The sequence below is a fragment of the Trinickia sp. Z7 genome (assembly GCF_056498045.1).
Genome location: NZ_JAUEQW010000001.1, coordinates 759,589 through 782,035, shown reverse-complemented (window position 1 = coordinate 782,035; position 22,447 = coordinate 759,589). Strand labels below are relative to the sequence as shown.

Genomic DNA, 22,447 nt, shown 5'->3' with positions numbered 1-22,447 from the left:
CATGCGCACGCAACGGCAGCCGATTCGTAAGCTGGACAAGCTCGATCACAAGATTCTCAAGCTGCTGCAGGAGGACGGCCGCATCGCCATGAAGGACTTGGCCGAGCGCGTGGGGCTGACCGTTACGCCGTGCATCGAGCGCGTCAAGCGAATGGAGCGCGACGGCGTGATCCTGGGTTATTACGCCCGCGTGGATCCGGCTCAGCTCGGCGCGGCGCTGCTCGTATTCGTCGAGATCACGCTCGGCAACAAAAGCGGCAATATGTTCGATCAGTTCCGGCGCGAAGTTCAAAAGATCCCCGAGGTGCTCGAGTGCCACCTCGTCTCAGGCGATTTCGATTACCTCATCAAAGCACGCATCGGCGAGATGACCGATTACCGCAAACTGCTCGGCGACATCCTCTTGCAACTGCCGGGCGCCGTTCAATCGAAGAGCTATGTGGTGATGGAAGAGATCAAGGAAACGCTGATGATCTCGGTAGGCGATTGAGGCGGATCGAGGCGGGCGAAGCGAACCCATTCGTCATTGTGTGGGTGGCTGGCGCTGCGCAATGTACCGGCGAAGACTGTGCGCGCTGCTTTCGACTGGAAATCAGCGATGAACCAGTTTGCTGTCCTGGTCGGCCGGAAATCTACGCAGGCGCGCGGATAACGCATTGTTCAACGCCTCACCCACAAAATGCGGACAGGTTCGGTCGATGTCTCCACTCGCAGCCCTAAGCCGCTTGCGGCACGACATCCAAAAATCCGGTGACGTTCTTGAACCGGCCCGCGGCATCGACCACTCCGAAGTCGGAGCCTTTCACGATCGCGTCGCCGCCCGGCGCCACGAGGTCCCACGAGAAACGCACGTAATTGCCGAAACCGTCGGCGGGTGCGCTGAGCCGGAACACGTGCTGCGGAAAGCGTTCATGCACGGCGCCAATCATGGCGTCGATGCCGTCGTGTCCCTTGCCGGCCAGTAGCGGATCGACATAGGACGCGTCTTCGGCCCACGTCCGTGCGATCAATTCGCGGCGGCGGGCAGCATCGGTTTCGTTCCAAGCGGAAAAATAGCGGTCGACGAGGTCGAGATGGGCAGTCATGGCTTTCTCCAAAACTCAAGGCTAAGGTTGACGGCGCAGGTAGGCCGTATCGCTCGGTCGCTAGCCGTCTCGCCTCGTTCAGGTCGATTCGGTTAGCGCCTGGACCGAAGCTTCGGACAAAGCGCGAGGCGCGTCGATTACGTGCGAGGTAATGGAAACACCGCGGCGTTTCGCTATGATCGCCGTTATGAACTCGATCCTCAGTCCATCGCGCTCCCCTTCGCGCGCCGCCTCGCAACGGGGGAGCCGCCCCGTCGGCGATCTCCTGCGCGAGTGGCGCCAGCGCCGCCGCATGAGCCAACTCGTGCTTGCCACCGAGGCGCAGATTTCGACGCGCCATCTCAGTTTCGTCGAGTCGGGCCGCGCACAGCCAAGCCGCGAGATGCTCATGCATTTGGCCGAACAACTCGAGGTGCCGCTGCGTGCGCGTAACGCGTTGTTCGTCGCCGCCGGTTATGCGCCGCTCTATGCCGAGCGGCCCTTGAGCGATCCGCAACTCGATGCCGCGCGCGAAGCCGTGCAACTCGTGCTGCGCGGGCACGAGCCATACCCCGCGCTCGCGATCGATCGGCACTGGACGATGGTGGCGGCCAACGCCGCGTTGGCGCCGCTCGTCGCGCGCGCCGATCCGCGATTGCTCGAGGCGCCCGTCAACGTCATGCGCTTGTCGCTCCATCCCGACGGCCTCGCGCCGCATATCGTCGATTGGACCGGCTGGCGTGCGCACGCGCTGCAACGCATCGAGCGGCAGGCGCAAGCGAGCGGGGATGCGACGCTCGCGGCAATGATCGAGGAGCTCGCAGCCTATCCGGCGCCGGCAGGCGCCAAAGCCGAACACGGTGGCGAACCACCGCCGTTGGCCGATGTCGTCGTGCCGTTCGGTCTGCGCACGGACATCGGAGTGTTGTCGTTTTTCAGTACGACGACGGTGTTCGGCTCACCGGTCGATGTGACTTTGTCGGAACTGGCCATCGAAGCCTTCTTTCCCGCCGATGCGGCCACAGCCGCCGCATTGCGCGACTATCAAGCACGGCAGGCAGAAGGAGCGGTGACGTAAGCCGGCGCCATCCGCTAAGAGCGGCTTGGCTTGGCTTGGCTTGGCTTGGCTTGGCTTGGCTTGGCTTGGCACGGCGCAACTCGACTCCCCTCGATGTACCGACCAACCGTCTAAATCACGCCGCTGCGTCGAAGCTGCGCGACGGTCTCAGCGTCCAACCCCAGCACGCAGCGCAGCACGTCTTGCGTCCCTTCGCCGAGCACGGGCGGCGCATGCCGGACCGGCGGCCGCTCGCCGTCGATCCGGTAAGGCGGCGCGAGCACGTGCTCCGCGCCCGCCACCGGATGCGACTGCTCGGTCACGAGCCCGGCTGCTGCGGCGCGCGGGGAAGTCAACGCTTCCAGCAACCCCATCACTTCCCCGCAGGGGATGCCAGCCGCCGTCAGCCGCGCGAGCAAGGTGGAACGTTCGCGCTTGCCCAACTCCGCTTTGATCTGAGCGATCAACGGTTCTCGATGCGCGCCGCGCGCGAGGTTCGTCTTGAAGCGATCGTCCTCGGCCAAGTCGGGCCGATCGATGACGTCCCGGCAAAACCGCTCGAATTGCGCGTTCGTGCCGACGGTAACGACGATCGGTCCGTCTTTCGCATCGAAGACGCCGTACGGGACGATGGACGGATGCGCATTGCCGTAGCGTGGCGGGTCCTCGCCCGCGAGCAGCGCTTCGAGGCCGTAGTAAGCGGTGATCGCCACGCCGCAATCGAACAGCGCCATCTCGATGCGGCGTCCGCGCCCCGTGCGCGCTCGATCGAACAATGCCGCGAGGATTGCTTGGGCCGCGTACATGCCCGTGACCAAATCGACGACCGCGACGCCGAATTTCAACGGCGGTTGCGTGGGCTCGCCGTTCATCGCCATCAAGCCCGACTCGGCCTGCACGACGAGGTCGTATCCGGGCCGCGCGGCCTCCGGCCCGCTGCGCCCATAGCCCGAAATCGAGCAGTACACGAGCGAGGGATGCACGCGGCTCAAGGCCTCGTAGTCGAGGCCGAAGTTGCGCGCGCCGCCGAGCTTGAAGTTCTCGATGACGATGTCGCTCTTGATCGCAAGTTCGCGTGCGAGCCGAGCCCCTTCGCCGGTCTGCAGATCGAGCGTCACCGAGCGCTTGTTGCGATTCACGCTGTTGAAGTAGCAGGTCTCGGTCGCGCCGATGCGCGAGCCCCAATCGCGCGTGTCGTCACCGCGCTTCGGATGTTCGATCTTGATGACTTCGGCGCCGAGGTCCGCCAGAGCCATTGCACACGATGGCCCGGCGAGCACGCGCGAGAGGTCGAGCACGCGGATACCCGATAGCGGCAGAGCGGCGCGCCCCTGGGTGTTCGATTCGTTCATGTCGCGGCGTCCTCGCTCACGCTTGCGTCGATGTGCGGCCGAGTGCAATGTATCTGGCCAGGTGGTGATCTTCGTCGCCGAACTGATGATCGATCATGACGAGCCGCTTCGCGTAGTGGGATAGCGGCAACTCCCAGGTCATGCCGATGCCCCCATGCAGTTGCACGGCTTCGCGCGCTAGCCGCGCGCCGACTTGCCCCGCGGTGTGCTTGGCCGCCGACAGCGCCCGCTCGCGGGCAGCGCGCGAGGCGTCGAGCGCCGCGGCTGCGTTGATGACGGCGGAGCGCACTTGCTCGATATCGATCGCGAGATCGGCCATGCGATGTTGCAGTGCCTGAAAGCTGCCGATCGGCACGCCGAACTGGCGACGCGTGCGCAAGTATTCGAGCGTGGCGCAGAACGCGGTTTGCATCGCCCCCAACGCTTCGGCCGAAAGCGCGAGGAGACCCGCGCCCAGCGCGGTTTCGAGCGTGGCAAAACCACCGTCCACCGCACCGATCAACGCATCGGACGCCAGCTTCACATCGCCGAGCATCACTTCCGCGCCGCGGCCGCCGTCGATCAACGCGTAGTCGCGCAGCGCCAAACCCGGTGTGCCGCGCGGCACCCAAAACAGCGAGATGCCATGCTCGGCAGCCACCTCGCCGCTCGTGCGCGCCGAAACGACAAACCCGTCGGCCGCTGCGCCGAACAGCACCACGGCCTTCGCTCCGTTCAAGCGCCAGCCGTCGCCGGCGCGCATGGCGGTGGCGGCGACGCGCGCCGGCTCGTAGCGCGAGTCCGGTTCGCCGTGGGCCAGCGCAACGACCGTTTCGCCGTCGATCAGCCGTACTAGCTCGGCGCGCTGCGTTTCGTTGCCGGCCAGCGCGAGCACGCGGCCCGCCACGAGCGCGCCGAGAAACGGTTCGACCACCAAGCCGCGGCCCAACTGATCGAAGACGACGGCGATATCGTCACCGCTGCCGCCGAAGCCACCGTGCTCGGGCGCGAATAGCGCGCCGATCGCGCCGAGCTCTCCGAAGCGCCGCCACATCGCGCGATCGAATCCTTCGGGCGAGCGCGCGTTGCGCTCGCGCGTGGCGAAGCCGTATTGCTCCGCGACGAATCGCGCGAGCGTATCGGCAAGCATCCGCTGTTCGTCGGTCACTTCGAAGTTCATCGTCGAGCCCTTTCAGAGGTCAAGGATCGCTTTCGCGATGATGTTCTTTTGAATTTCGTTCGATCCGCCGAAGATCGAGAGCTTGTAGTTGTTGAAGTCGCTTTTGGCGGCGTCGGGTGCATCGAACGCGCCGAGCGGCTCGCCGTCGTATCCCTCGTCGAACGCCTCGTCGATGAACGGGTGGGCGTAGGGGCCCAGGGCGCGCCGCATCAAGCTGGCGATTTCCTGGCGGATCTGCGTGCCGCGCACTTTCAGCATCGAGCTTTGCGCGCCCGGCGCGCCGCCGCCCGCGGCCGCGGCGATCGTACGCAGATTGGTCGTCCTCATGTTCTCCAGATCGATCGCCACGCGAGCCATGCGCGCCGCAAAAAGCGGGTCTTCGGCCAGCGGGCGCCCGCGATGCATGACCGCCGCCGCGGCTTGCTCGAGCCGCTCGAGCGCCGCCGTCGAAAACCCGATACCGGCAATATTGGTGCGTTCGTAAGTGAGCAAGTACTTCGCGTAGGTCCAACCGCGGTTCTCTTCGCCGACGAGGTTTTCCACGGGCACGCGCACGTCGGTGAAAAATACCTCGTTGACTTCGTGCTCGCCATCGAGCGTGACGATGGGGCGCACCTCGATGCCCGGCGTGCTCATGTCGATCAGCAAGAAGCTGATGCCTTCCTGCTTGCGAACGTCGGTGGCCGTGCGCACGAGGCAGAACATCATGTTCGCGTAGTGGCCGAGCGTGGTCCACGTCTTCTGGCCGTTGACGAGGTAGTGTTCGCCGTCCGCGTCCACCTTGCGTTGCGCGCGCGTGGAAAGCGATGCGAGATCCGAGCCCGCGCCCGGTTCGGAATAGCCCTGGCACCACCAGTGACTGCCGTCGAGAATGCGCGGGAGGAAATGCCGTTTTTGCGCTTCGCTGCCGTACTTGATCAGCACGGGGCCGAGCATGTTCACGCCGAACGGCACGATGCGCGGCGCTCCCGCCAGCGCGCATTCGTTATCGAAGATGAAGCGCTCGACCGCGCTCCAACCGGTGCCCCCATGCTCGCGCGGCCAGTGGCTGGCGAGCCAGCCCCGCTCGTTCAGAATGGCATGCCATTGCGCCATGTCCTCGCGCGTGAGCCGCAGCCCGTGCTTGACCTTACGGGCGGTGCGCGCCGGCAGCCGTTCGTCGAGAAAACGCCGGACTTCGGCACGAAACGCCTCTTCTTCCGCCGTGAAATTCAGATCCATCGGGTCGCCCTCGAGGGTGGTCGTTCGGTGGGCCCGCGCTAGGACGCCGTTTCGTTCAAGCTCGAAAAATCGGCGCCGCGTGCAACGAGTTCGACGATGAGCGGCGACGGTCGCCAGAAGAACGCGTCCTCTTGCGACAAACGTTCGAGTTCCGCGAGCACGTTCGGCAAGCCGAGCATGTCGGCATACTTCATCGGACCGCCGCGATAACGCGGAAAGCCGTAGCCGTAGACGAGCGCGATGTCGACGTCGAGCGGACGCAGCGCGATGCCTTCGCGCACGACGTTCGCCGCTTCGTTGATGATGGCGCACATGAGGCGGCGCACGATTTCGTCATCGGTGAAACTACGCGGCGAGACGCCGGCGCGCGAGCGCTCGGCTTCAATGATCGCTTCCACTTCGGGGTCGGGTGCGCCGGTGCGCGCGCCCGGCTCGTAGCGGTAAAAGCCGCGGCCCGTCTTTTGACCGAACCAGCCGCGCTCGCAGAGGCGATCGGCGATTTGCACGTAGCGCATGCGCGGATCGCGCGTCGGCGCGCGCCGCTTACGCGCCGCCCAGCCGATATCGCCGCCCGCGAGATCGACCACTTGATACGGTCCCATCGGATAGCCGAACTCACGCATGGCGTGGTCGATTTGATAGGGCGACGCGCCGTCTTCCATCAGATAGTCGGCGGCGGTGCGATAGACGGCGAGCAGGCGGTTGCCGATGAAGCCGTCGCACACCCCAGCGCGCACGGGCACTTTGCGCAGTTGCTTGGCCAGCGCGAATGCGGTGGCGACGACGTCCGGGCCGACGCGCGCCGGTACCACGATCTCGAGCAGCTTCATGACGTTGGCCGGCGAGAAGAAGTGCAGGCCGATCACGTCGGCCGGGCGCGAGGTAGTAGCGGCGATCTCGTCGATGTCGAGATAGGACGTGTTCGTCGCGAGCACGGCGCCGGGCTTGCACACGCGATCGAGTTCGGCGAACACGGCCTTCTTGACCGCCATGTCCTCGAATACGGCTTCGATGACGAGATCGACGTGAGCGAGCGCCTCGTACGAGGTGCTGCCGGCGAAGCGGGCCAGCGCGGCGGCTTTGCCCTCGCTGCTCATGCGGCCTTTCGCAACGAGGCCTTCATAGACGCGTTCGACATGTGCGCGGCCGCGCGCGAGCGCTTCGTCGTCGCGCTCGATCATCGTGACGGGCAAGCCCGCTTCGAGCACCGCCACGGCGATGCCCGCGCCCATCGTGCCGCCGCCGACGACGCCGAGCGTCGCTACGGGGCGCGGCGTGGCGACCTGGGTTTCCGGCGCCTTCGCCACTTCGCGTTCGGCGAAGAAGGCATGCACGAGTCCGGCGCGTTGTGGGCTTTCGAGACATTCGAGGAATAGCTTGCGCTCGAGCGCGAGGCCTTCGTCGAACGGCAAGCCGAGGGCGGCTTGGACCGCCTCGATGATCTTCAGGGGTGAAAACAGCCCCCGTTGACGCGCTGCCGCGTTCTTGCGCGCGGCTTCGATGGCGCTGCGGCTAGCCTCGGGGCCTTCGTTCGCGAGCGCGGTGGCGGCGCGCGTCGGGCGCACGCCCGCATGCGCGGCCAGCAGCTCCCGAGCATAAGCAAGCCCTTCGCCGAGGACGTCGTCGGAGGTGCCGAGGCGATCGACCAAGCCCAAGGACCAGGCTTCTTCGGCCGAAACATGACGGCCCGAGAGCATCAAATCGAGGGCGGGCCCAGCCCCGATCAGCCGGGGCGTGCGCTGCGTGCCGCCCGCTCCCGGCAGCAGGCCGAGCTGCACTTCGGGCAAACCGAGTTTTGCGCCGCGCACGACGAGGCGGTAATGGGCGGCGAGCGCGATTTCCAGCCCGCCGCCGAGCGCGGCGCCATGGATCGCGGCCACCACGGGCTTGGTGCACGCCTCGATGCGGTTGCACACGGCGGGCAGCAACGGCTGCTGCGGCGGCTTGCCGAACTCGCGAATGTCGGCGCCTGCAATGAAATTGCGGCCCGCGCCGACGATCAACACCGCGGCCACGGCCGCGTCGGCCTGCGCGGCGTCGATTGCCTCGAGCAGGCCGCGCCGAACGTCGGCGCCGAGCGCGTTCACGGGGGGATGATCGATGCTGACCACAAGGACATTGCCGTGCAGGGAGCGGGAGACGACGGGAGGCGAACTCGAGGCGGTCATGGGCGGGGCGGGACTCGATGGTGACAGGTAGCCCGATTGTCGAGCGGATAGCCGCAATTGACAATCCAAGCATGAGTTGACAGACTGTCAAATCGTATTTGACGATGCCGTGATTCCTTTTACCACAGCCTCGCTGGGAGACGCGTGGACCTGAATTCTCTCTCTCTGCTCGTCGAAATTCTCGAAGCCGGTAATCTGAGCGAGGCGGCGCGCCGCCTCAAGATGACCCGCGCCAACGTCAGCTACCACTTGAACCAGTTCGAGCGCACGCTCGGATTGCAACTCGTGCGGCGCACGACGCGCCGAGTCGAGCCGACCGAAGTCGGCCTGCGCCTGGTCGAGCATGGCCGCGCAATCCGACGCGCGCTCGAAGCGGCCCGGGAGACGGTGGAAACGCTCGGCCGCACGCTGCAGGGCCGGGTGCGGCTGTCCGTGCCGAGCGGCTACGGCCAACTGGTGATGGCCGATTGGCTGCTCGAATTCAAGCGGCAGCATCCGGGCATCGTTCTGGACGTCGTGTTCGAAAACCGCGTGGAAGACTTGCTTCGCGATGAAGTCGATATTGCAGTGCGTGTGATGTCGGAGCCGCCGCAAAACCTCGTGGCGCGCGACATGGGCGCGGTGCGGTATGTCGCCTGTGCGTCCAAGGCTTATGCGAGCGAGCATGGTTTGCCGACGCAACTGGCGGCGTTGGGCGCGACACCGCTCATCACGGCGACGGTGGTCGGGCGTCAGTTGCGCGTGGCGGCCTACCTGGGCGATGAGCGGCACGAGGTCCTGCTCGAGCCCACGCTGATTTCCGAGAATTTCTTGTTCTTGAGGCAAGCGGTGCGTGCGGGCCTCGGCGTCGGCATCGTGCCCGATTATGTCGTGCAGGACGACATTCGCCGGGGAGAAGTCGTGACGACGCTCGACGAGTGGCGGCTCAGCATTTTCGGCACGCGCATGTACCTGCTCTATATGCCGGATCGCCATCAAACGCGTGCGGCGGCGACTTTTATCGACTTCATTCTCGCGCAGGCAAAAAAATCGGGGCGGACCGCGTAGGGACCGCCCCTCGGCTTCGGCCGCTCGCTTCCTGTCGCGACGGCCGCCAGCTAGCGCTTCGTGCTGGGCGCGCTAGCGCTAGCTGACCGTAGCTGTGGCGCTAGTGATGCTTCTTCGCATCGCGTTCGCGCTCGAGTTCGTCCTTCACGTCTTCCTTGGCGTCGCCGTAGCCCTTACGGACCTCTCCCGCCGCTTCTTGGAGATCGCCCTTGGCTTCGCGTGCCGGATCGTTCGTCACCTTACCGACGGCTTGATTGACCTTGCCCTTCGCCTTTTCCGTGACGCCCTTCACTTGGTCCTTGTTCATCTAATCTCTCCTTGGTTGCGGTGTGCCGCACGTGCGACATGTTCGAAGACGCAACGCACGTGCCCGTCCCTCGCGCGCCGCTTTGGGGACGGAGCGCAATATTCGTAGCATGCGTGCGGCGCGCCTGCGCAGGAGCGAAGGCGAGTCAGAAGGAGGGCGTGGATTGGGCAGCGGCGGGCGTCGAGGCGTCGGCCTGCGCGCTGGCGGCCTGCGTTTGCGCATCGTCCGCGGCAAGGACCGGGGCGAGCGAGGGACCGAGCGATTTGAGCAATTGCACCGCCATCGCGCTGGTGTAGTCGTAGCGCGCGGCATAGGGCTCGTGCGCGTAAGCCGTTAGCGTGCCGTAGAAGCGGTCGCCGATGACGAACACGAACGTGGCCGTGCGGTTGACCTTGCGCGATTCGATGAGCCGCGCGCCGCGCGCATAGACGTCGAAGCGTTGATCGCCGGTGCCGGTCTTGCCGTACACGTCGAGCGTGCGCCCGTCGCCAAGCGGCAACCCCGTGGCGAGGCGCCTGCCCGTGCCGGCTTGCACGACCTGGTGCAAGAGCTGGCGTGCGACGGCCACGATCTCGGGCGAGACGGCCTCGTTGCCCGCGCTCGGCGCGTGTGCGAAATGCGTTTCGAAGGGCGTGCCCGCGGCGAACGCGAGCGTGTCGATGCTTTGCGCCCGGCGCATCTTGCCGTCGTCGGCGATGATCCCCATCAATTGCGCGAGCGCGTCGGGGCGATCGCCCGAAGCGCCGATCGCAGCCGCATAGGAGGGCGTGACCGTCTCGAACGGATAGCCCAGCGCACGCCAGGACTTGCCGATGGCGGCGTACGCCTGCAACTCGACCATGTGGCGAATACGGCGATCCTGCGTCAGATGGTGCCGTGTCTTGAACAGCCACGTGTACGACGTGAGGCGTGCATCGCGGCTCGCCTCGCGCAGCTGCGCCTCGGTCGCGTCGGGATGCTGGCGCAGGTAGGCGAGCATCCACAGCGCGATCGGGTGAACGCCCGAAATGTAGCCCCGATCGTTCAAGTTGAACTTGTCGATGCCGTACTTCGCATAGAGCTTGGCGAGATCGTCGTCGGAGAGCGAGGCGCTCGGCGTGTGCGCGAGCGCGGCACGCATGCGGGCCGCGAACCAGGGTAATGGCGCATCGGGCGCGATGCTGCGCAGCGCCGTGGCAAGCTTCGGTGGGCTCTTGCGCATGTCCGCGATCAGCGCGTCGAGCGCATCGTCGGGCGCTTTGCCGTGGTACTTCACGTAGAACCGATGCAGGTAGACGAGGCTTTCCTGATCGGCGAACTGTACGAGATAGCGATGACGGAGCGCGGGGTCGTCGAGCCAATGCGCCGAGGGCCCGGCCGACTCGACCATCTCGTAATGAACGATGTCGCGCATGAGCCGCACGAACACGAGGTTCACCGAATGCTGGAACGCCTCGCGCACCGTGAGAATGCGTCCGTTCTCGGCTTTGTCGAAGTTCGTGAACACCTGCGCACCCCCGCCGGTGTAGAAGGTTTCCCCCGGGTTTGCCGAATACTTGCGTTCGACGGCCGCATCGAGCATGGCGGGGAGCGAGCGGTCTTTCGCGTCGGCGAGGTAGTCGAGCGCCCAGCGCGAGAGACCGTCGAGCGGGTCGACGTTCGTGCGCTTCAGTTGCGCGCGGCTCAAGGAGGCGTAACGGTCGTGCAGCGCCGAGACGATTTGCAGATAGGTGACGAGCGTGCGCAGCTTCGCGGTGGAGCCGAGGTTCAAGCGCGCGCCGCCGTTGATGTCGAACGGCTGATTCACGCTGTCCGTTTGCACGCGCACGACATCGGCGCCGCTCTTGTGTTCGAACAGGATGAAGCTGAATGAGATTTTCGAAGGATCGTCCCCGGGGCGCAGCATTTCGAAGCCATATAGGCCGGCCGCCTTCGCGCCGTCGATGGTGGCCGCTTGCGCGAGGCGCTCGCTGACGGCGCGTTGCGCAGCATCGTTCAGCGTCGAGCGCACTGTGAGATCGAGCCGATCGAGATCGTAGAAGCTGGCGATGCCGAGCGTTTGTTGCAACTGCGAACGCACGAGCGTGACGGCCTTGCGCGCGACGTACGACATCGCCGGCTGGGGCGGTGCGGCCTTGTGCGTTTGCAGAGAGGCGGCGAGGGCGGCATCGCGCAAGGGCGCCGAGATCACGCCGTTGGCGGCGAGCACGCGGATGTAGCTGTCGGTCAGCGCCGCCAGCGCAGCGCGGTCGCGCACGAGGTAGTACGACGGCGCGCGCTGCGCGATCAGCAGCGAGAGCACTTGCTTGAATGCGACGGCTTCGTCGGCAAGAACGCCCGGCGCCATCGGGCCGTTGCCCGTTTCGGTGCTCGCTTGCGAGAGCAGACGATTGACTTGCGCGAAATCGCGTCCATACCAAGCGGTCAGCCCGTCGCCCAACCCCTCGATTTCGCCGACGCCCGGCTGCGCCGCAAGCGGCACCGTGTTCAGGTAGTGAACGACGATGGACTTGCGCGCCGCCATCGTGTTTTCCCCACCGAGATAGGCGCGGACCGATGCCGATGCGATTTGACGGAGCTTTTCCGGAGGCGTGGCGGTGCGGCCTCCGGGGGAGTGGCGGAATTTTTCGGTTTGCGTGGCGAGCGTGCTGCCGCCGGGCGTGTGCCGATGGTGATTGACGAGGCGCAGCGCTTGATCCCACAGGGCACGGCCGAAACGGCCCCAGTCGATCGCGGGGTTGCGGGCGGGTTCGCTCGCATCGAGCAAGTAGCGATCTTCGATGAACGTCAGCGCACTGACGATGATGGGGGGAATCGAATCGTAATCGGCGTACGCGAGCGCCGGGTAGCGCGCGCTAAATAGCGGCACGCCCGCCTCGTCGAACAAACGCAGTCCGGCTTGGTCCTTTTCCGCATATGGAATAAACAGCCCTTGACCGGCGAGCGACTTCATCATCGACGAATCGCGCGCTTGGCTCGTTACGGCAAAACCGCGCTTGCGAAGTCGCGCTTCGAAGTCGGGCAGCCGGGCATAGCCCAAGCGCCAGTCGTAAGGGCCGCCGGGCGTGGGGAATAAAACGCTGTCACTCGGGCCCGAAGCAACTGAAAACGATACCTGCCGGCCAAGCTTCGCGAAATAGCGCGCTTGCAGCCGGGAAGTTTGCATTTCCACTGAAACGAAGTAGGCGAGTACGCCGACGAGTGCGGCGATGCCCACGAGCGTCAGCCACTTCCATCGCGCGCCCAGCGACATCGTGGAGATGTAGCGCAAGGGAAGGCGGGCGAGTGGGCGATTCATGATGAGGCTCCCTGGGCGGCGTCGCCTCCGGGCGCTTCGTCGTTCGCCGCTGTCGCGACATCCGCTTCGGTTCCGGCCGGCGCGGCGGTCGCGCTGCGGCACGATGGCGCGCTGACAACGCTCGTACTAGTGTAATCGTGCGCCGAACCCCTGTGCATAGCGGAATGTGTGTAGAAACGCACCGAAGGCCTCGTATTCGCGCCGCAGCCCGATGGCGGCGTCCTCTCGGGGTGGAGAAGCAACCCGCACGCCCAATGGGCGCCGAGCCTGCGATGTTGCCCGGGTGATCGAGGCTGGGCGCCGGTTCGACCCGCCCAGCGCAGCGCATACTGGGAAGATGGGGGCATCGATTCGCGTAAATATGACGCTGAAATTGACAGGATGGATTATCGTTTCGGTATTAATTTCTTCGGAATTTCGGTTATTCGTAAGTGAGCGTCGCCTCGAATTTCCAATTACAAAAAATGTGCGATGATCGTGTCGTTTTATCGACCGCTCGAGCGTCGACACTCAGCATAGATGGATTCGGCAATAGCGGGGCTGCCACCGGGAAATAAATCGATGCGCTGCGCGTTCGCCGCCGCTGTCACCGTTCGGCGCAATGGCTATTGCTCGTTGGACTTGTTCGTCCTTGCTGCCCTCGCCGGTGCGCCGCACCCTTGGGAAGTGCTGAAATTGCGGTCGTCGCATTGAAGTCTTTGCATCGAATCGAAGAAGAGCCTTTGGTGTGCACCTCGTCGAGAGCCGCGGGCCGGGTCGTGCCGTACCGCGGGAGGCGCATGCCGGGATGTCGATACTTCGGCTCGCGATACGCGAGCCGTTGCGGTATCGCGCGGGTCGCTCGCATGGCTTGCGCGACGACGAGGAGGCATAAATGAAAAGCTGGGCCGAGGAACTGCTGCACGAGTTGAATCATACGAGCTCCGATGCGGAGATTTTCAGCAAGATCGCGCTGGCCGCTCGGAGCTTGGGCTTCGAGTTCTGCGCATATGGCTTGCGGGCGCCGTGGCCGCTGTCCAAGCCGAAGACGCGGTTGCTGAGCAACTACCCCGAAGCGTGGAAACGGCGCTATCAGGAAGCGCGCTACGACGAAATCGACCCCACCGTGCAGCATGCGCGGCGCTCGCAAGCGCCGATCGTCTGGAACGACGCACTTTTTAGCGGTGTGCCGCAACTGTGGCGAGAGGCGCAGTCGTACGGGTTGCGCTATGGGTGGGCGCAATCGGCGTTCGACAGTTGCGGCGTAGGCGGCATGCTCACACTCGCCCGTTCGCGTGATCCGCTCACGAGCGAAGAGCTTGCCGAGAACGAAGTGAAGATGCGGTGGCTCGTGAGCACCGCGCATTTATCGCTCAAGCGCGCACTGATGCCGACCTTGATGGACGATCCCGAACGCGGGCTGACCGATCGCGAGGTCGAAGTGCTGAAGTGGGCCGCCGATGGCAAGACGTCCGGCGAGATTTCGAAGATTCTCGTGATCTCGGTCGATACCGTGAATTTCCACGTGAAGAACGCCGTGACGAAGCTGAAGACGACGAACAAGACGGCCGCCGTCGTGCGCGCGGCGATGCTCGGCCTGCTTCAGTAACCGCTGCCGACGATTGCAATTCAATGCTATTTATTGCCGAATTTCACAATCGTTCCGCAATTGACCGGAAAAGCGCTTAATGCGCGTCGCACTGATAGGAGGCCATGCCGCGCTAATGCAATTCTTCCCGCGTTCGGCATGGGTCTGCCAAGTGCGACGGGGCGCGAATGTCTCGCACCTTGCATGCATTTACGCCACGTCGCGATGCGAGCAGTTGGCGGCAATGCATGACACGGTCACCAGGAATCCGGCAACTCGAATTGCGATTCACAGGTCGCCGCGACGACAGCCGGGCCGAGGGCACTTCCTGCGCCGGTATGCTGTTTCATATCGAAGCCCTCAGCGCCGGCCAAGTGGGTGCACTGCGGCAGTCCGATTGGCATAGGCGGCCGCCGTCGAGCCGATAGGCTTGTTCGCCGGGCCATGCGATTGGCGTCGCATTGCGTTGCGCGATTACCACAGCCGTTCCGTCGGCGGCGAGCTCGGCTCCGAGATCTGCCACGCGTTCGGCCTCGACGGGGGCCAGCGCGTCGAACGGGTCGTCGAGCAGCAATAGGCGCGGCCGCGACATGAGCGCACGCGCGATCGCCAGCAATTGCCGCTCGCCGTTGGTGAGGCGGCTCGCGCTTTGGCGGGCGCATGTCTGCAAGAACGGAAAACGCGCCGTGAGACGCGCCGCGTCGGCCTCGATACGCGGCCGATCGGTCTCGCGCCATACGCCGGCGAGAAGATTGTCGCGCACCGAAAGCGAACTGAAGAGCAAACGATTGTGCGGCACATAGGCGATGCCGCGGGCAAGCAGCTCGTTCGGGCGCTTGCGCCGAATGTCTTCGCCGTCGAGACGGATTGCGCCGCGCTTGGGCCGGACAAGACCGGCAATGGTCATCAGCAACGTGGTCTTGCCGGCGCCCCCCGGCCCCAGCACATAGGCAAGGCTGCCTGAAAACAGGGCGACGGAGACATCGTCTAGTACGTCGCTCTTGCCGTAGCCGGCGGTGAGCGATTCGATCTGCAGCAGTGGCATGCGCATCGGGTGTCACCTCGAGAGTGTTCGCCCGGCGCGTCTTGGGCGGCGCCGGATGCGGACGCCGTCGATTTCACCCGCCGTCCGATCCGACCACAACTACCACAAATAGTGGGAAAGGGGCAGCCCGCGCGTATGCCTATGAGAGCGCTGCGCGCTCGGCGGCCGATGCAGCCTCGGTCGCGCGCGCTGCGGCGCCGGCGCTCAAGTACGCCGGCACAGCGTTCGCGGCGGGCGGCGGGCAAGGAGACACCGCGGCGCGCGCGCAGAGACCGGCGCCGGCCGCTATGGGACGCTCCGCGGGCGGCGCCGGCAAGCGCGCTTGCTCTGCCAGCCACTGCGCGACGTCGCGCACTTCCTGCCGGGCGAGCGCGTCGCCTTGCACGATCCAGTAGGCATACCCCCCGGCGTGGTTTTGGTCCGCGGTCAGGGCCACGAGGCTGCCTTCGTCGAGCAGCGGTTGCACGAGGTCGAGCGTTCCGAGCGCGATGCCCTGGCCGGCGAGCGCCGCTTGCACGACTTGATCGTACTGATCGAAGTGCAGGATGCCGCGGGGCGGGGCCTCGCTCAAACCCAGCGCCGCCAAGTGATCGGACCACCGCGCGAGTGGCCGGCGCAAGGCGTCGAACTCGAGCAGCGCATGACGCCCGAGCGCATCGGCATCGAGCCGGTCGAGCGCCAGCGACGGGTGCGCGACGGCGACGATCGTATCGTCGAACAGACGCGTCGCGCCTCGCGGCGGGTTGGCGACGCTCGCATAGCGAAGCGCCAGGTCGATCCCCTCCGTGCGCAGGTCGAGCAGTTTGTCGTTGGCTGCCACGCGCACGTCGAGCTCGGGGTAGCGGCGCTGCAGCTCGGACAGCCGCGGCAGCAGCCACAGGGCCGTCGCGCCGATGCTGGCCGTGATCGTCACCGGCTGCCGTTCGGCCGGTCGCATGATCGTCTCGAAGGTGTCCTGCAGTTGGCGCACGACGCTATCGGCCGTGCGGAACAAACGCTCGCCGGCCTGGGTGAAAGAGATCGAGCGATAGCCGCGATGGAACAGCGGCACGCCGAGTGCATCTTCGAGCGAATGAATTTGTCGGCTGACGGCCGATTGGGTCAGACATAGATCCTCGGCCGCGAGCGTGACGCTCATGCGGCGGCCGACGGCGACGAAGCCGCGGATCAAATCGAGCGGTGCTAGTCGAACGAGAGGCGTTGCCATGCGAGTACCTCGTGGAAAAGTTGCGGGAAGAACGCCGAGCCGCAGCCGAGCGCGCGATCCAATCGGACCGAATCGGACCGAATTGGACCTATTCGAAGGGCGGCCGGCGGGCGCGGGTGCGCGCCCGCCAAAATGCATTCGGTCGTGGCCGGTTTTAAGCCATTCGTATGCGGATACGTAACTGATAGCTTTGGTAGGCGCTCGGTCAGAGAAGCGCTAGATGCGCCCCGAGGCCGTGGCGTGCCTAGTGTGGGAACTGGCCGTAGTTATCCGCGCGCCGCTGTGCTGATGCTCGTCTGAAGAGAAAGAGAGGAGGCGCGACGGCGCGCGAAGGCCCGCGCGGGGGACGGCAGCATCGAACGAGCGAGGGGGCTAACGAGTCGTTCGACGCAAGGGCAAGGGATGGGCCGCTCTAGAGCGAAGGCGCATGCATGCATCCTGCGCCTGCGGCGGCCCGCGCACGCGCCGGCAACCGTGTGCGTAAGGAGAAACTATCGGCGCTCGCTGCCGCCGTCGGGGCCGCTTTCGTCGGCTTCGCTGCGGACCGCGTCCGCGAAGCGAGCGAGCGCGGCAAGCGATCCGCTCACGCTGACGTATTGCTCGCGGCCTATCTTCGCATCGAGCAGCACCGCCATGCCCGATTCGCGTGCGAGTTCGATAAGGTCCATGCTCTGTCGTGGTGCTTGCATCGTGTTCATGGTCGTCTATAAGTCGCTCGGGATGCCGGGACCGGCGAGCGAGCGGCTTCGTGAAGGCATCCGGCTCGAGAGGCGCGTTAGCGCTGCGCCCATCCCGCCTTCGATAAAGCACGACGCGTACCCGCTGGTGCCTTGGGCTGCCTTTCCATTTGCGCCGTCACGAGGCTCGAATACGCGCCACCAGCATCCCAGTTTGGCTGGCGCACGCGGGCAGCCCGCGGTTGGATCGTTCGGACCGATTTGTCTAGACAACATCGAGCGCTACCGGTAATAGATTGCGCCTGCTCGCCGTCGTGCCCCTCGGCACCGCAATTTTTCCTTACTTCCCCGCTGTGTAACGGCTGCCATCAAATCGGCGCACGCACGAAAGCCGCTGCCCGGCGCGCCCGAAGCCGTGCGCTTTCTAGTGGTAATCCCTAGAGACTTCTCTACAAAAACGAGTTGTATATACAAGATGACCGCACTAGACTCGCTTTCAAACCGGAGTCGACCACTGCGACTCGCCGCAAAACGCAGAAGACAAATACAGGATGCTTTCCATGATGATTCTTACGCCTGGCCATTTGACGCTCCCTCAGTTGCGCCGCATTGCGAGCGAGCGCGTCACGCTGACGCTCGATCCCGCGAGCCGCGCCGTGATCGACGCCGGCGCGAAAGCGGTCGCGGATATCGCGGCTAAGGGCGAGCCGGCTTATGGCATCAACACCGGGTTCGGCCGGTTGGCGAGCACGCACATCGCGCATGATCAGCTCGAGCTATTGCAGCGCAATCTCGTGCTCTCGCATGCGGTGGGCGTGGGCGAACCGATGGCCGCGCCGGTCGTGCGGCTCTTGATCGCCCTGAAGCTCTCGAGCCTCGGCCGCGGGCATTCGGGCATCCGCGGTGAAGTCATGGATGCGCTCGTGACGCTGTTCAACGCCGACGTCTTGCCGATCATTCCGATCAAGGGGTCGGTCGGCGCATCGGGCGATCTGGCGCCGCTCGCGCATATGTCGGCGACGCTGCTCGGCATCGGCGAAGTCATGGCGCGCGGCGAGCGCATGAGCGCCGCCGAAGGCCTGAAGCTGGCCGGTCTCGCACCGCTTGCATTGCAGGCGAAAGAGGGGCTGGCGCTGCTCAACGGCACTCAGGCTTCGACGGCGCTTGCCTTGTACAACTTGTTCGCGATCGAGGACTTGTTTCGCACGGCGCTCGTGGCCGGCGCATTGTCGGTCGATGCGGCCGCCGGCTCGGTCAAACCGTTCGACGCGCGCATTCATGCATTGCGCGGCCATCGCGGCCAGATCGATGCGGCCGCGGCCTATCGCGCGCTGCTCGACGGCTCGAGCATCAATCTGTCTCATCGCGATTGCGGCAAGGTGCAAGACCCGTACAGTTTGCGTTGCCAGCCGCAGGTGATGGGCGCTTGCCTGGACCAGATGCGCCACGCGGCCGACGTGCTGCTCGTCGAAGCCAACGCCGTCTCCGACAATCCGCTCGTCTTCCCCGATACGGGCGAAGTCCTATCGGGCGGCAACTTCCACGCCGAACCCGTCGCATTCGCCGCCGACAACCTCGCGCTCGCGGCGGCCGAGATCGGCGCGCTCGCCGAGCGCCGCATCGCGCTGCTCATCGACGCCACGTTGTCGGGGCTGCCCCCGTTCCTCGTCAAAGATGGCGGCGTCAACTCCGGCTTCATGATCGCGCATGTGACGGCGGCGGCGTTGGCATCGGAGAACAAGACGCTTGCGCATCCGGCGTCGGTCGATTCGCTGCCCACTTCCGCCAACCAGGAAGATCACGTCTCGATGGCCACGTTCGCGGCGCGCAAGCTCGCCGACATCGCGAGCAACACGGCGCATATTTTGGCGATCGAATTGCTCGCGGCCGCGCAAGGCGTCGATCTGCGTGCCCCGCATCGCACGAGCGCGGCGCTCGAGCGCGTCATGCAAACGGTGCGCAAGCATGTGCCGCACTACGACTTGGATCGCTATTTCGCACCCGATATCGCGGCCATTACCCGGCTGGTGGAAGAAGGCACGATTGCGCAAGCGAGCCCGTTCTCGTTTCCGTCGGAAGCGAGCGTTGCAGCCTGAGCGATGGACCTTGCCAAACCGATGAACGCGAACGCGCCCGCCTACCAGGGCATCAAAGATTTCATCCTCGAGCGGATTCACTCGGGCGAGTGGGCCGAGGGCGATCTGGTGCCCTCCGAGAACGAGCTCGCGCGCGAGTTCAAAGTTGCGCGCATGACGGTGAACCGCGCGCTGCGCGAGTTGACGGCGGAGCAGGTGCTCACGCGCGTGCAAGGCGCGGGAACCTTCGTTGCGCGGCCGAAGTACGAATCGACGCTGGTGGCGATTCGCAGTATTTCCGATGAAATCGCGGCGCGCGGACATCGCTATCGCGCGCAGGTGCTCGAACTCGGTGCGACGGTGGCCTGCGAGGCGCTTGTCGACGAGATGCAGATCAAACCCGGCAGCCCCGTGTTTCATTCGCGCGTGCTGCATTTCGAGAACGACGAACCCGTGCAACTCGAAGCGCGCTGGGTCAATCCGGCCGTTGCCCCCGAATATGCGCTGCAAGATTTTTCACGCATTACGCCGAACCAATACTTGATGCGCGTCGCACCGCTGCAGCGCGTGGAGTATCGCATCGAGGCCGCGCTTCCGGAACCCTTCACGACGCGGCAATTGACGATGGACGAGGGCGAACCGTGCTTGCTGTTGCATCGGCGCACGTGGTCGCGCGAGCAAGTCGCCTCGGTCGCCGATCTTTGGCATCCCGGCAGCCGTTATCGCTTCACGGGCCATTTCTGAGCGCAAGCCCTCGGTCATCCGTTTGCGCACCGCCATAGCTGCACCCAATGCATGCAGAAAGAGAGGACATTCATGAACGATCCGAAACCCTTCGACCCGCGCCTCGACCCGACGCGCACGATCCGGGCGCCGCGCGGGGCCGAGAAGACTTGCAAGAGCTGGCTGACCGAAGCCGCGTACCGAATGATCCAAAACAACCTCGATGCCGAGGTGGCCGAGCATCCGCATGCGCTCGTCGTCTACGGCGGTATCGGCCGGGCCGCGCGCAACTGGGATTGCTTCGATCGCATCCTCGCCGCACTGAAGGACCTCGAAGACGACGAAACGCTGTTGATTCAATCGGGCAAGCCCGTTGGCGTCTTTCGCACGCATCCGGACGCGCCCCGAGTCCTGCTCGCCAATTCGAACCTCGTCCCGCATTGGGCGACCTGGGAGCACTTTCACGAACTCGATCGCAAGGGTCTCATGATGTACGGCCAAATGACGGCCGGTAGTTGGATCTACATCGGCAGCCAAGGGATCGTGCAAGGTACGTACGAGACGTTCTACGCCGTCGCCAACCAGCATTTCAACGGCGACCCGTCGGGACGCTGGATCCTGACCGGCGGCCTCGGCGGCATGGGCGGCGCGCAGCCGCTCGCGGCGACGATGGCGGGATTTTCGATGATCGCCGTCGAGTGCGATGAAACGCGGATCGATTTTCGCTTGAAGACGCGCTACGTCGACAAGAAGGCGAAGTCGCTGGACGAGGCGCTCGCGATGATCGATGCGGCCAAGACGAGCGGCAAACCCGTCTCCATCGGCCTCGTCGGCAATGCGGTCGACGTATTCGAAGCGTGCGTGGCGCGCGGCGTCACGCCCGATTGCGTGACCGATCAGACGAGCGCGCACGATCCCATCAACGGCTATCTGCCGCAGGGATGGACCATCGACCAATGGCGCGAACGGCAAAAAACCGATCCGCAAAGCATCGTCGCGCCGGCAAAGCAATCGATGGCAAGACAAGTGCGCGCGATGCTGACGCTGCAGGAGCGCGGGGCGGCGACGCTCGATTACGGCAACAACATTCGGCAGATGGCGCAGGACATGGGCGTGGCCAATGCCTTCGATTTCCCGGGTTTCGTGCCGGCGTATATCCGGCCGCTCTTTTGCGAAGGCAAGGGTCCGTTCCGCTGGGTGGCGCTCTCGGGCGATCCGCAGGACATCTACAAGACCGATGCGAAGGTCAAGGAGTTGATTCCCGACGATCCCCATCTGCACAACTGGCTCGACATGGCGCGCGAGCGCATTGCGTTCCAAGGGTTGCCCGCGCGCATTTGCTGGGTCGGCGTCAAGGATCGTTACCGCTTGGGACTCGCTTTCAACGAGATGGTCGCGCGCGGCGAATTGAAAGCGCCGATCGTGATCGGCCGCGACCACCTCGACACGGGTTCCGTTGCCAGCCCGAACCGCGAAACGGAAGCAATGAAGGACGGCTCGGATGCCGTGAGCGATTGGCCGCTGCTCAATGCGCTGCTCAACACGGCCGGCGGCGCGACCTGGGTGTCGATTCATCATGGCGGCGGTGTCGGGATGGGTTTCAGTCAGCATGCGGGCGTCGTCATCGTTTGCGACGGCACCGACGCGGCTGCGCGGCGCATCGAGCGCGTGCTCTTCAACGATCCCGCCACCGGCATCATGCGGCATGCCGACGCCGGCTACGATCTGGCGTGCGCGACCGCGCGCGAGGTCGGGCTGAAGCTGCCCATGCTCGGGCGTTGATACCCATGCCGGCCAAGGTTCGTCCTGCGGGGCATGCGGCCTGCGGCGCGGCAGCGCAGGCTTGGCCGCGTGTGGTGCGCGGCACCGCCTTGACGGCCACGCGTTGGAAGAACGGCGGCGGCTTGACGCGCGAAATCGCCGCCTACCCGGTCGGCGCGAGCCTCGACACGTTCGTTTGGCGAGTCAGCGTTGCCGACGTCGAGCGCTCCGGCCCGTTCTCGCAGTTTCCCGGCGTCGAGCGCACCCTCGTTTTGCTCGCGGGGGCGGGCATGCATCTTAGCCAGGCGCACGGCGCGACGCTCGCCCTCATGCAGCCGCTGGCGCTCGCGCGCTTCGACGGCGCGGCGGCGCTCGATGCGCAACTCGTGGATGGCGCGACGTGCGATTTCAACTTGATGGTTCGACGCGATCGCGTGCACGCCTCGCTCGAGCTCTTGGAAGGACCGCGTGCGCACGGGTGCATGCTCGATGCGGATGCGGCGCTCGTGTTTTGCGCGGGCGGCTCGCTCGACGTTCGGTTCGAACGGGGCGCGCCTGCTTCAGCGCCCGATTCGCAGTCGGCGTCTCTGCCGTCGATCGAACTATCGTCGATGGATACGATCGTGCTGGATGCTGCCCGCGGTGTCTCGTGCGAGGTGACCGGCGGCGGAGTCGCGATCGTCGTGTGCTTGCGCTATGTTTGAGAAGCGTCGCAGTCCCGACCGATGTCTATGAGAAAG

At 65.2% G+C, this 22,447-nt stretch carries 18 protein-coding genes; 8 read left to right on the top strand and 10 right to left on the bottom strand.

Translation table 11 applies throughout. The annotated features are described in order from the left end of the window. Position 1: 1 nt before the first annotated feature. Positions 2–490: an Lrp/AsnC ligand binding domain-containing protein gene (locus tag QQS38_RS03435; protein ID WP_479643948.1), complete on the top strand. Its 489-nt coding sequence runs from the start codon at positions 2–4 to the stop codon at positions 488–490. A gap of 226 nt (positions 491–716) precedes the next feature. Here the strand turns inward: QQS38_RS03435 and QQS38_RS03430 are convergent, their stop codons facing one another. Further along, complete coding sequence (locus QQS38_RS03430) at positions 717–1,085, bottom strand: nuclear transport factor 2 family protein (RefSeq protein ID WP_479643947.1); 369 nt, start codon at positions 1,083–1,085, stop codon at positions 717–719. A gap of 187 nt (positions 1,086–1,272) precedes the next feature. Here QQS38_RS03430 and QQS38_RS03425 point away from each other — a divergent pair, with 187 nt between their 5' ends. After that, positions 1,273–2,142, top strand: a complete 870-nt coding sequence (locus QQS38_RS03425; RefSeq protein WP_479643946.1) for a helix-turn-helix domain-containing protein — start codon at positions 1,273–1,275, stop codon at positions 2,140–2,142. Positions 2,143–2,252: 110 nt separating this feature from the next. Here QQS38_RS03425 and QQS38_RS03420 read toward each other — a convergent pair whose 3' ends face one another. The 4 genes from QQS38_RS03420 to QQS38_RS03405 are packed head-to-tail and all read right to left on the bottom strand — an operon-like array spanning position 2,253 to position 8,021. Continuing rightward, positions 2,253–3,473 carry a CaiB/BaiF CoA transferase family protein gene (locus QQS38_RS03420; protein WP_479643945.1) on the bottom strand — a complete coding sequence of 407 codons (1,221 nt, stop codon included), beginning with the start codon at positions 3,471–3,473 and terminating at the stop codon, positions 2,253–2,255. A gap of 16 nt (positions 3,474–3,489) precedes the next feature. Continuing rightward, positions 3,490–4,632 carry an acyl-CoA dehydrogenase family protein gene (locus tag QQS38_RS03415; protein WP_479643944.1) on the bottom strand — a complete coding sequence of 381 codons (1,143 nt, stop codon included), beginning with the start codon at positions 4,630–4,632 and terminating at the stop codon, positions 3,490–3,492. 12 nt (positions 4,633–4,644) lie between these two features. Then, a complete protein-coding gene (locus QQS38_RS03410; RefSeq protein ID WP_479643943.1) occupies positions 4,645–5,853 on the bottom strand; it encodes an acyl-CoA dehydrogenase family protein in 1,209 nt (402 codons plus the stop codon). Positions 5,854–5,891: 38 nt separating this feature from the next. Then, positions 5,892–8,021, bottom strand: coding sequence for a 3-hydroxyacyl-CoA dehydrogenase NAD-binding domain-containing protein (locus tag QQS38_RS03405; RefSeq protein ID WP_479643942.1), 2,130 nt, complete (start codon positions 8,019–8,021; stop codon positions 5,892–5,894). 144 nt (positions 8,022–8,165) lie between these two features. On the opposite strand from QQS38_RS03405, the gene QQS38_RS03400 reads away from it, so the two are divergent. Then, positions 8,166–9,068, top strand: a complete 903-nt coding sequence (locus QQS38_RS03400) for a LysR family transcriptional regulator (protein WP_479643941.1) — start codon at positions 8,166–8,168, stop codon at positions 9,066–9,068. Positions 9,069–9,168: 100 nt separating this feature from the next. Here the strand turns inward: QQS38_RS03400 and QQS38_RS03395 are convergent, their stop codons facing one another. Further along, positions 9,169–9,375: a CsbD family protein gene (locus QQS38_RS03395; protein ID WP_479643940.1), complete on the bottom strand. Its 207-nt coding sequence runs from the start codon at positions 9,373–9,375 to the stop codon at positions 9,169–9,171. Positions 9,376–9,520: 145 nt separating this feature from the next. Next, entirely contained in the window at positions 9,521–12,652 is a 3,132-nt protein-coding gene (locus QQS38_RS03390; protein ID WP_479643939.1) for a transglycosylase domain-containing protein, read from the bottom strand. A gap of 874 nt (positions 12,653–13,526) precedes the next feature. Between QQS38_RS03390 and QQS38_RS03385 the strand changes: the two genes are divergently transcribed. Further along, the gene (locus QQS38_RS03385) at positions 13,527–14,240 is read left to right on the top strand and encodes an autoinducer binding domain-containing protein (protein WP_479643938.1); all 714 of its coding nucleotides are present in this window, start codon (positions 13,527–13,529) and stop codon (positions 14,238–14,240) included. Between the two features lie 325 nt (positions 14,241–14,565). Here the strand turns inward: QQS38_RS03385 and QQS38_RS03380 are convergent, their stop codons facing one another. From QQS38_RS03380 to QQS38_RS03370, 3 genes are all read right to left on the bottom strand, one after another. Beyond that, the gene (locus QQS38_RS03380; protein WP_479643937.1) at positions 14,566–15,270 is read right to left on the bottom strand and encodes an ABC transporter ATP-binding protein; all 705 of its coding nucleotides are present in this window, start codon (positions 15,268–15,270) and stop codon (positions 14,566–14,568) included. Between the two features lie 133 nt (positions 15,271–15,403). Next, positions 15,404–16,471: a LysR substrate-binding domain-containing protein gene (locus QQS38_RS03375; RefSeq protein ID WP_479643936.1), complete on the bottom strand. Its 1,068-nt coding sequence runs from the start codon at positions 16,469–16,471 to the stop codon at positions 15,404–15,406. Between the two features lie 491 nt (positions 16,472–16,962). Next, on the bottom strand, positions 16,963–17,139 hold the full coding sequence (locus tag QQS38_RS03370) for a hypothetical protein (RefSeq protein WP_479643935.1): 177 nt from the start codon (positions 17,137–17,139) through the stop codon (positions 16,963–16,965). A gap of 569 nt (positions 17,140–17,708) precedes the next feature. On the opposite strand from QQS38_RS03370, the gene hutH reads away from it, so the two are divergent. The 4 genes from hutH to QQS38_RS03350 all read left to right on the top strand — a co-directional run bounded on the left by hutH (position 17,709) and on the right by QQS38_RS03350 (position 22,411). Beyond that, positions 17,709–19,244 (top strand): histidine ammonia-lyase, encoded by a 1,536-nt coding sequence (gene hutH / locus QQS38_RS03365; protein ID WP_479643934.1) that lies wholly within the window; start codon positions 17,709–17,711, stop codon positions 19,242–19,244. A gap of 21 nt (positions 19,245–19,265) precedes the next feature. Further along, complete coding sequence (gene hutC / locus QQS38_RS03360) at positions 19,266–19,967, top strand: histidine utilization repressor (protein ID WP_479644097.1); 702 nt, start codon at positions 19,266–19,268, stop codon at positions 19,965–19,967. 72 nt (positions 19,968–20,039) lie between these two features. Continuing rightward, positions 20,040–21,728: a urocanate hydratase gene (gene hutU, locus QQS38_RS03355; RefSeq protein ID WP_479643933.1), complete on the top strand. Its 1,689-nt coding sequence runs from the start codon at positions 20,040–20,042 to the stop codon at positions 21,726–21,728. Positions 21,729–21,733: 5 nt separating this feature from the next. Next, complete coding sequence (locus QQS38_RS03350; RefSeq protein WP_479643932.1) at positions 21,734–22,411, top strand: HutD/Ves family protein; 678 nt, start codon at positions 21,734–21,736, stop codon at positions 22,409–22,411. Positions 22,412–22,447: the final 36 nt, after the last annotated feature.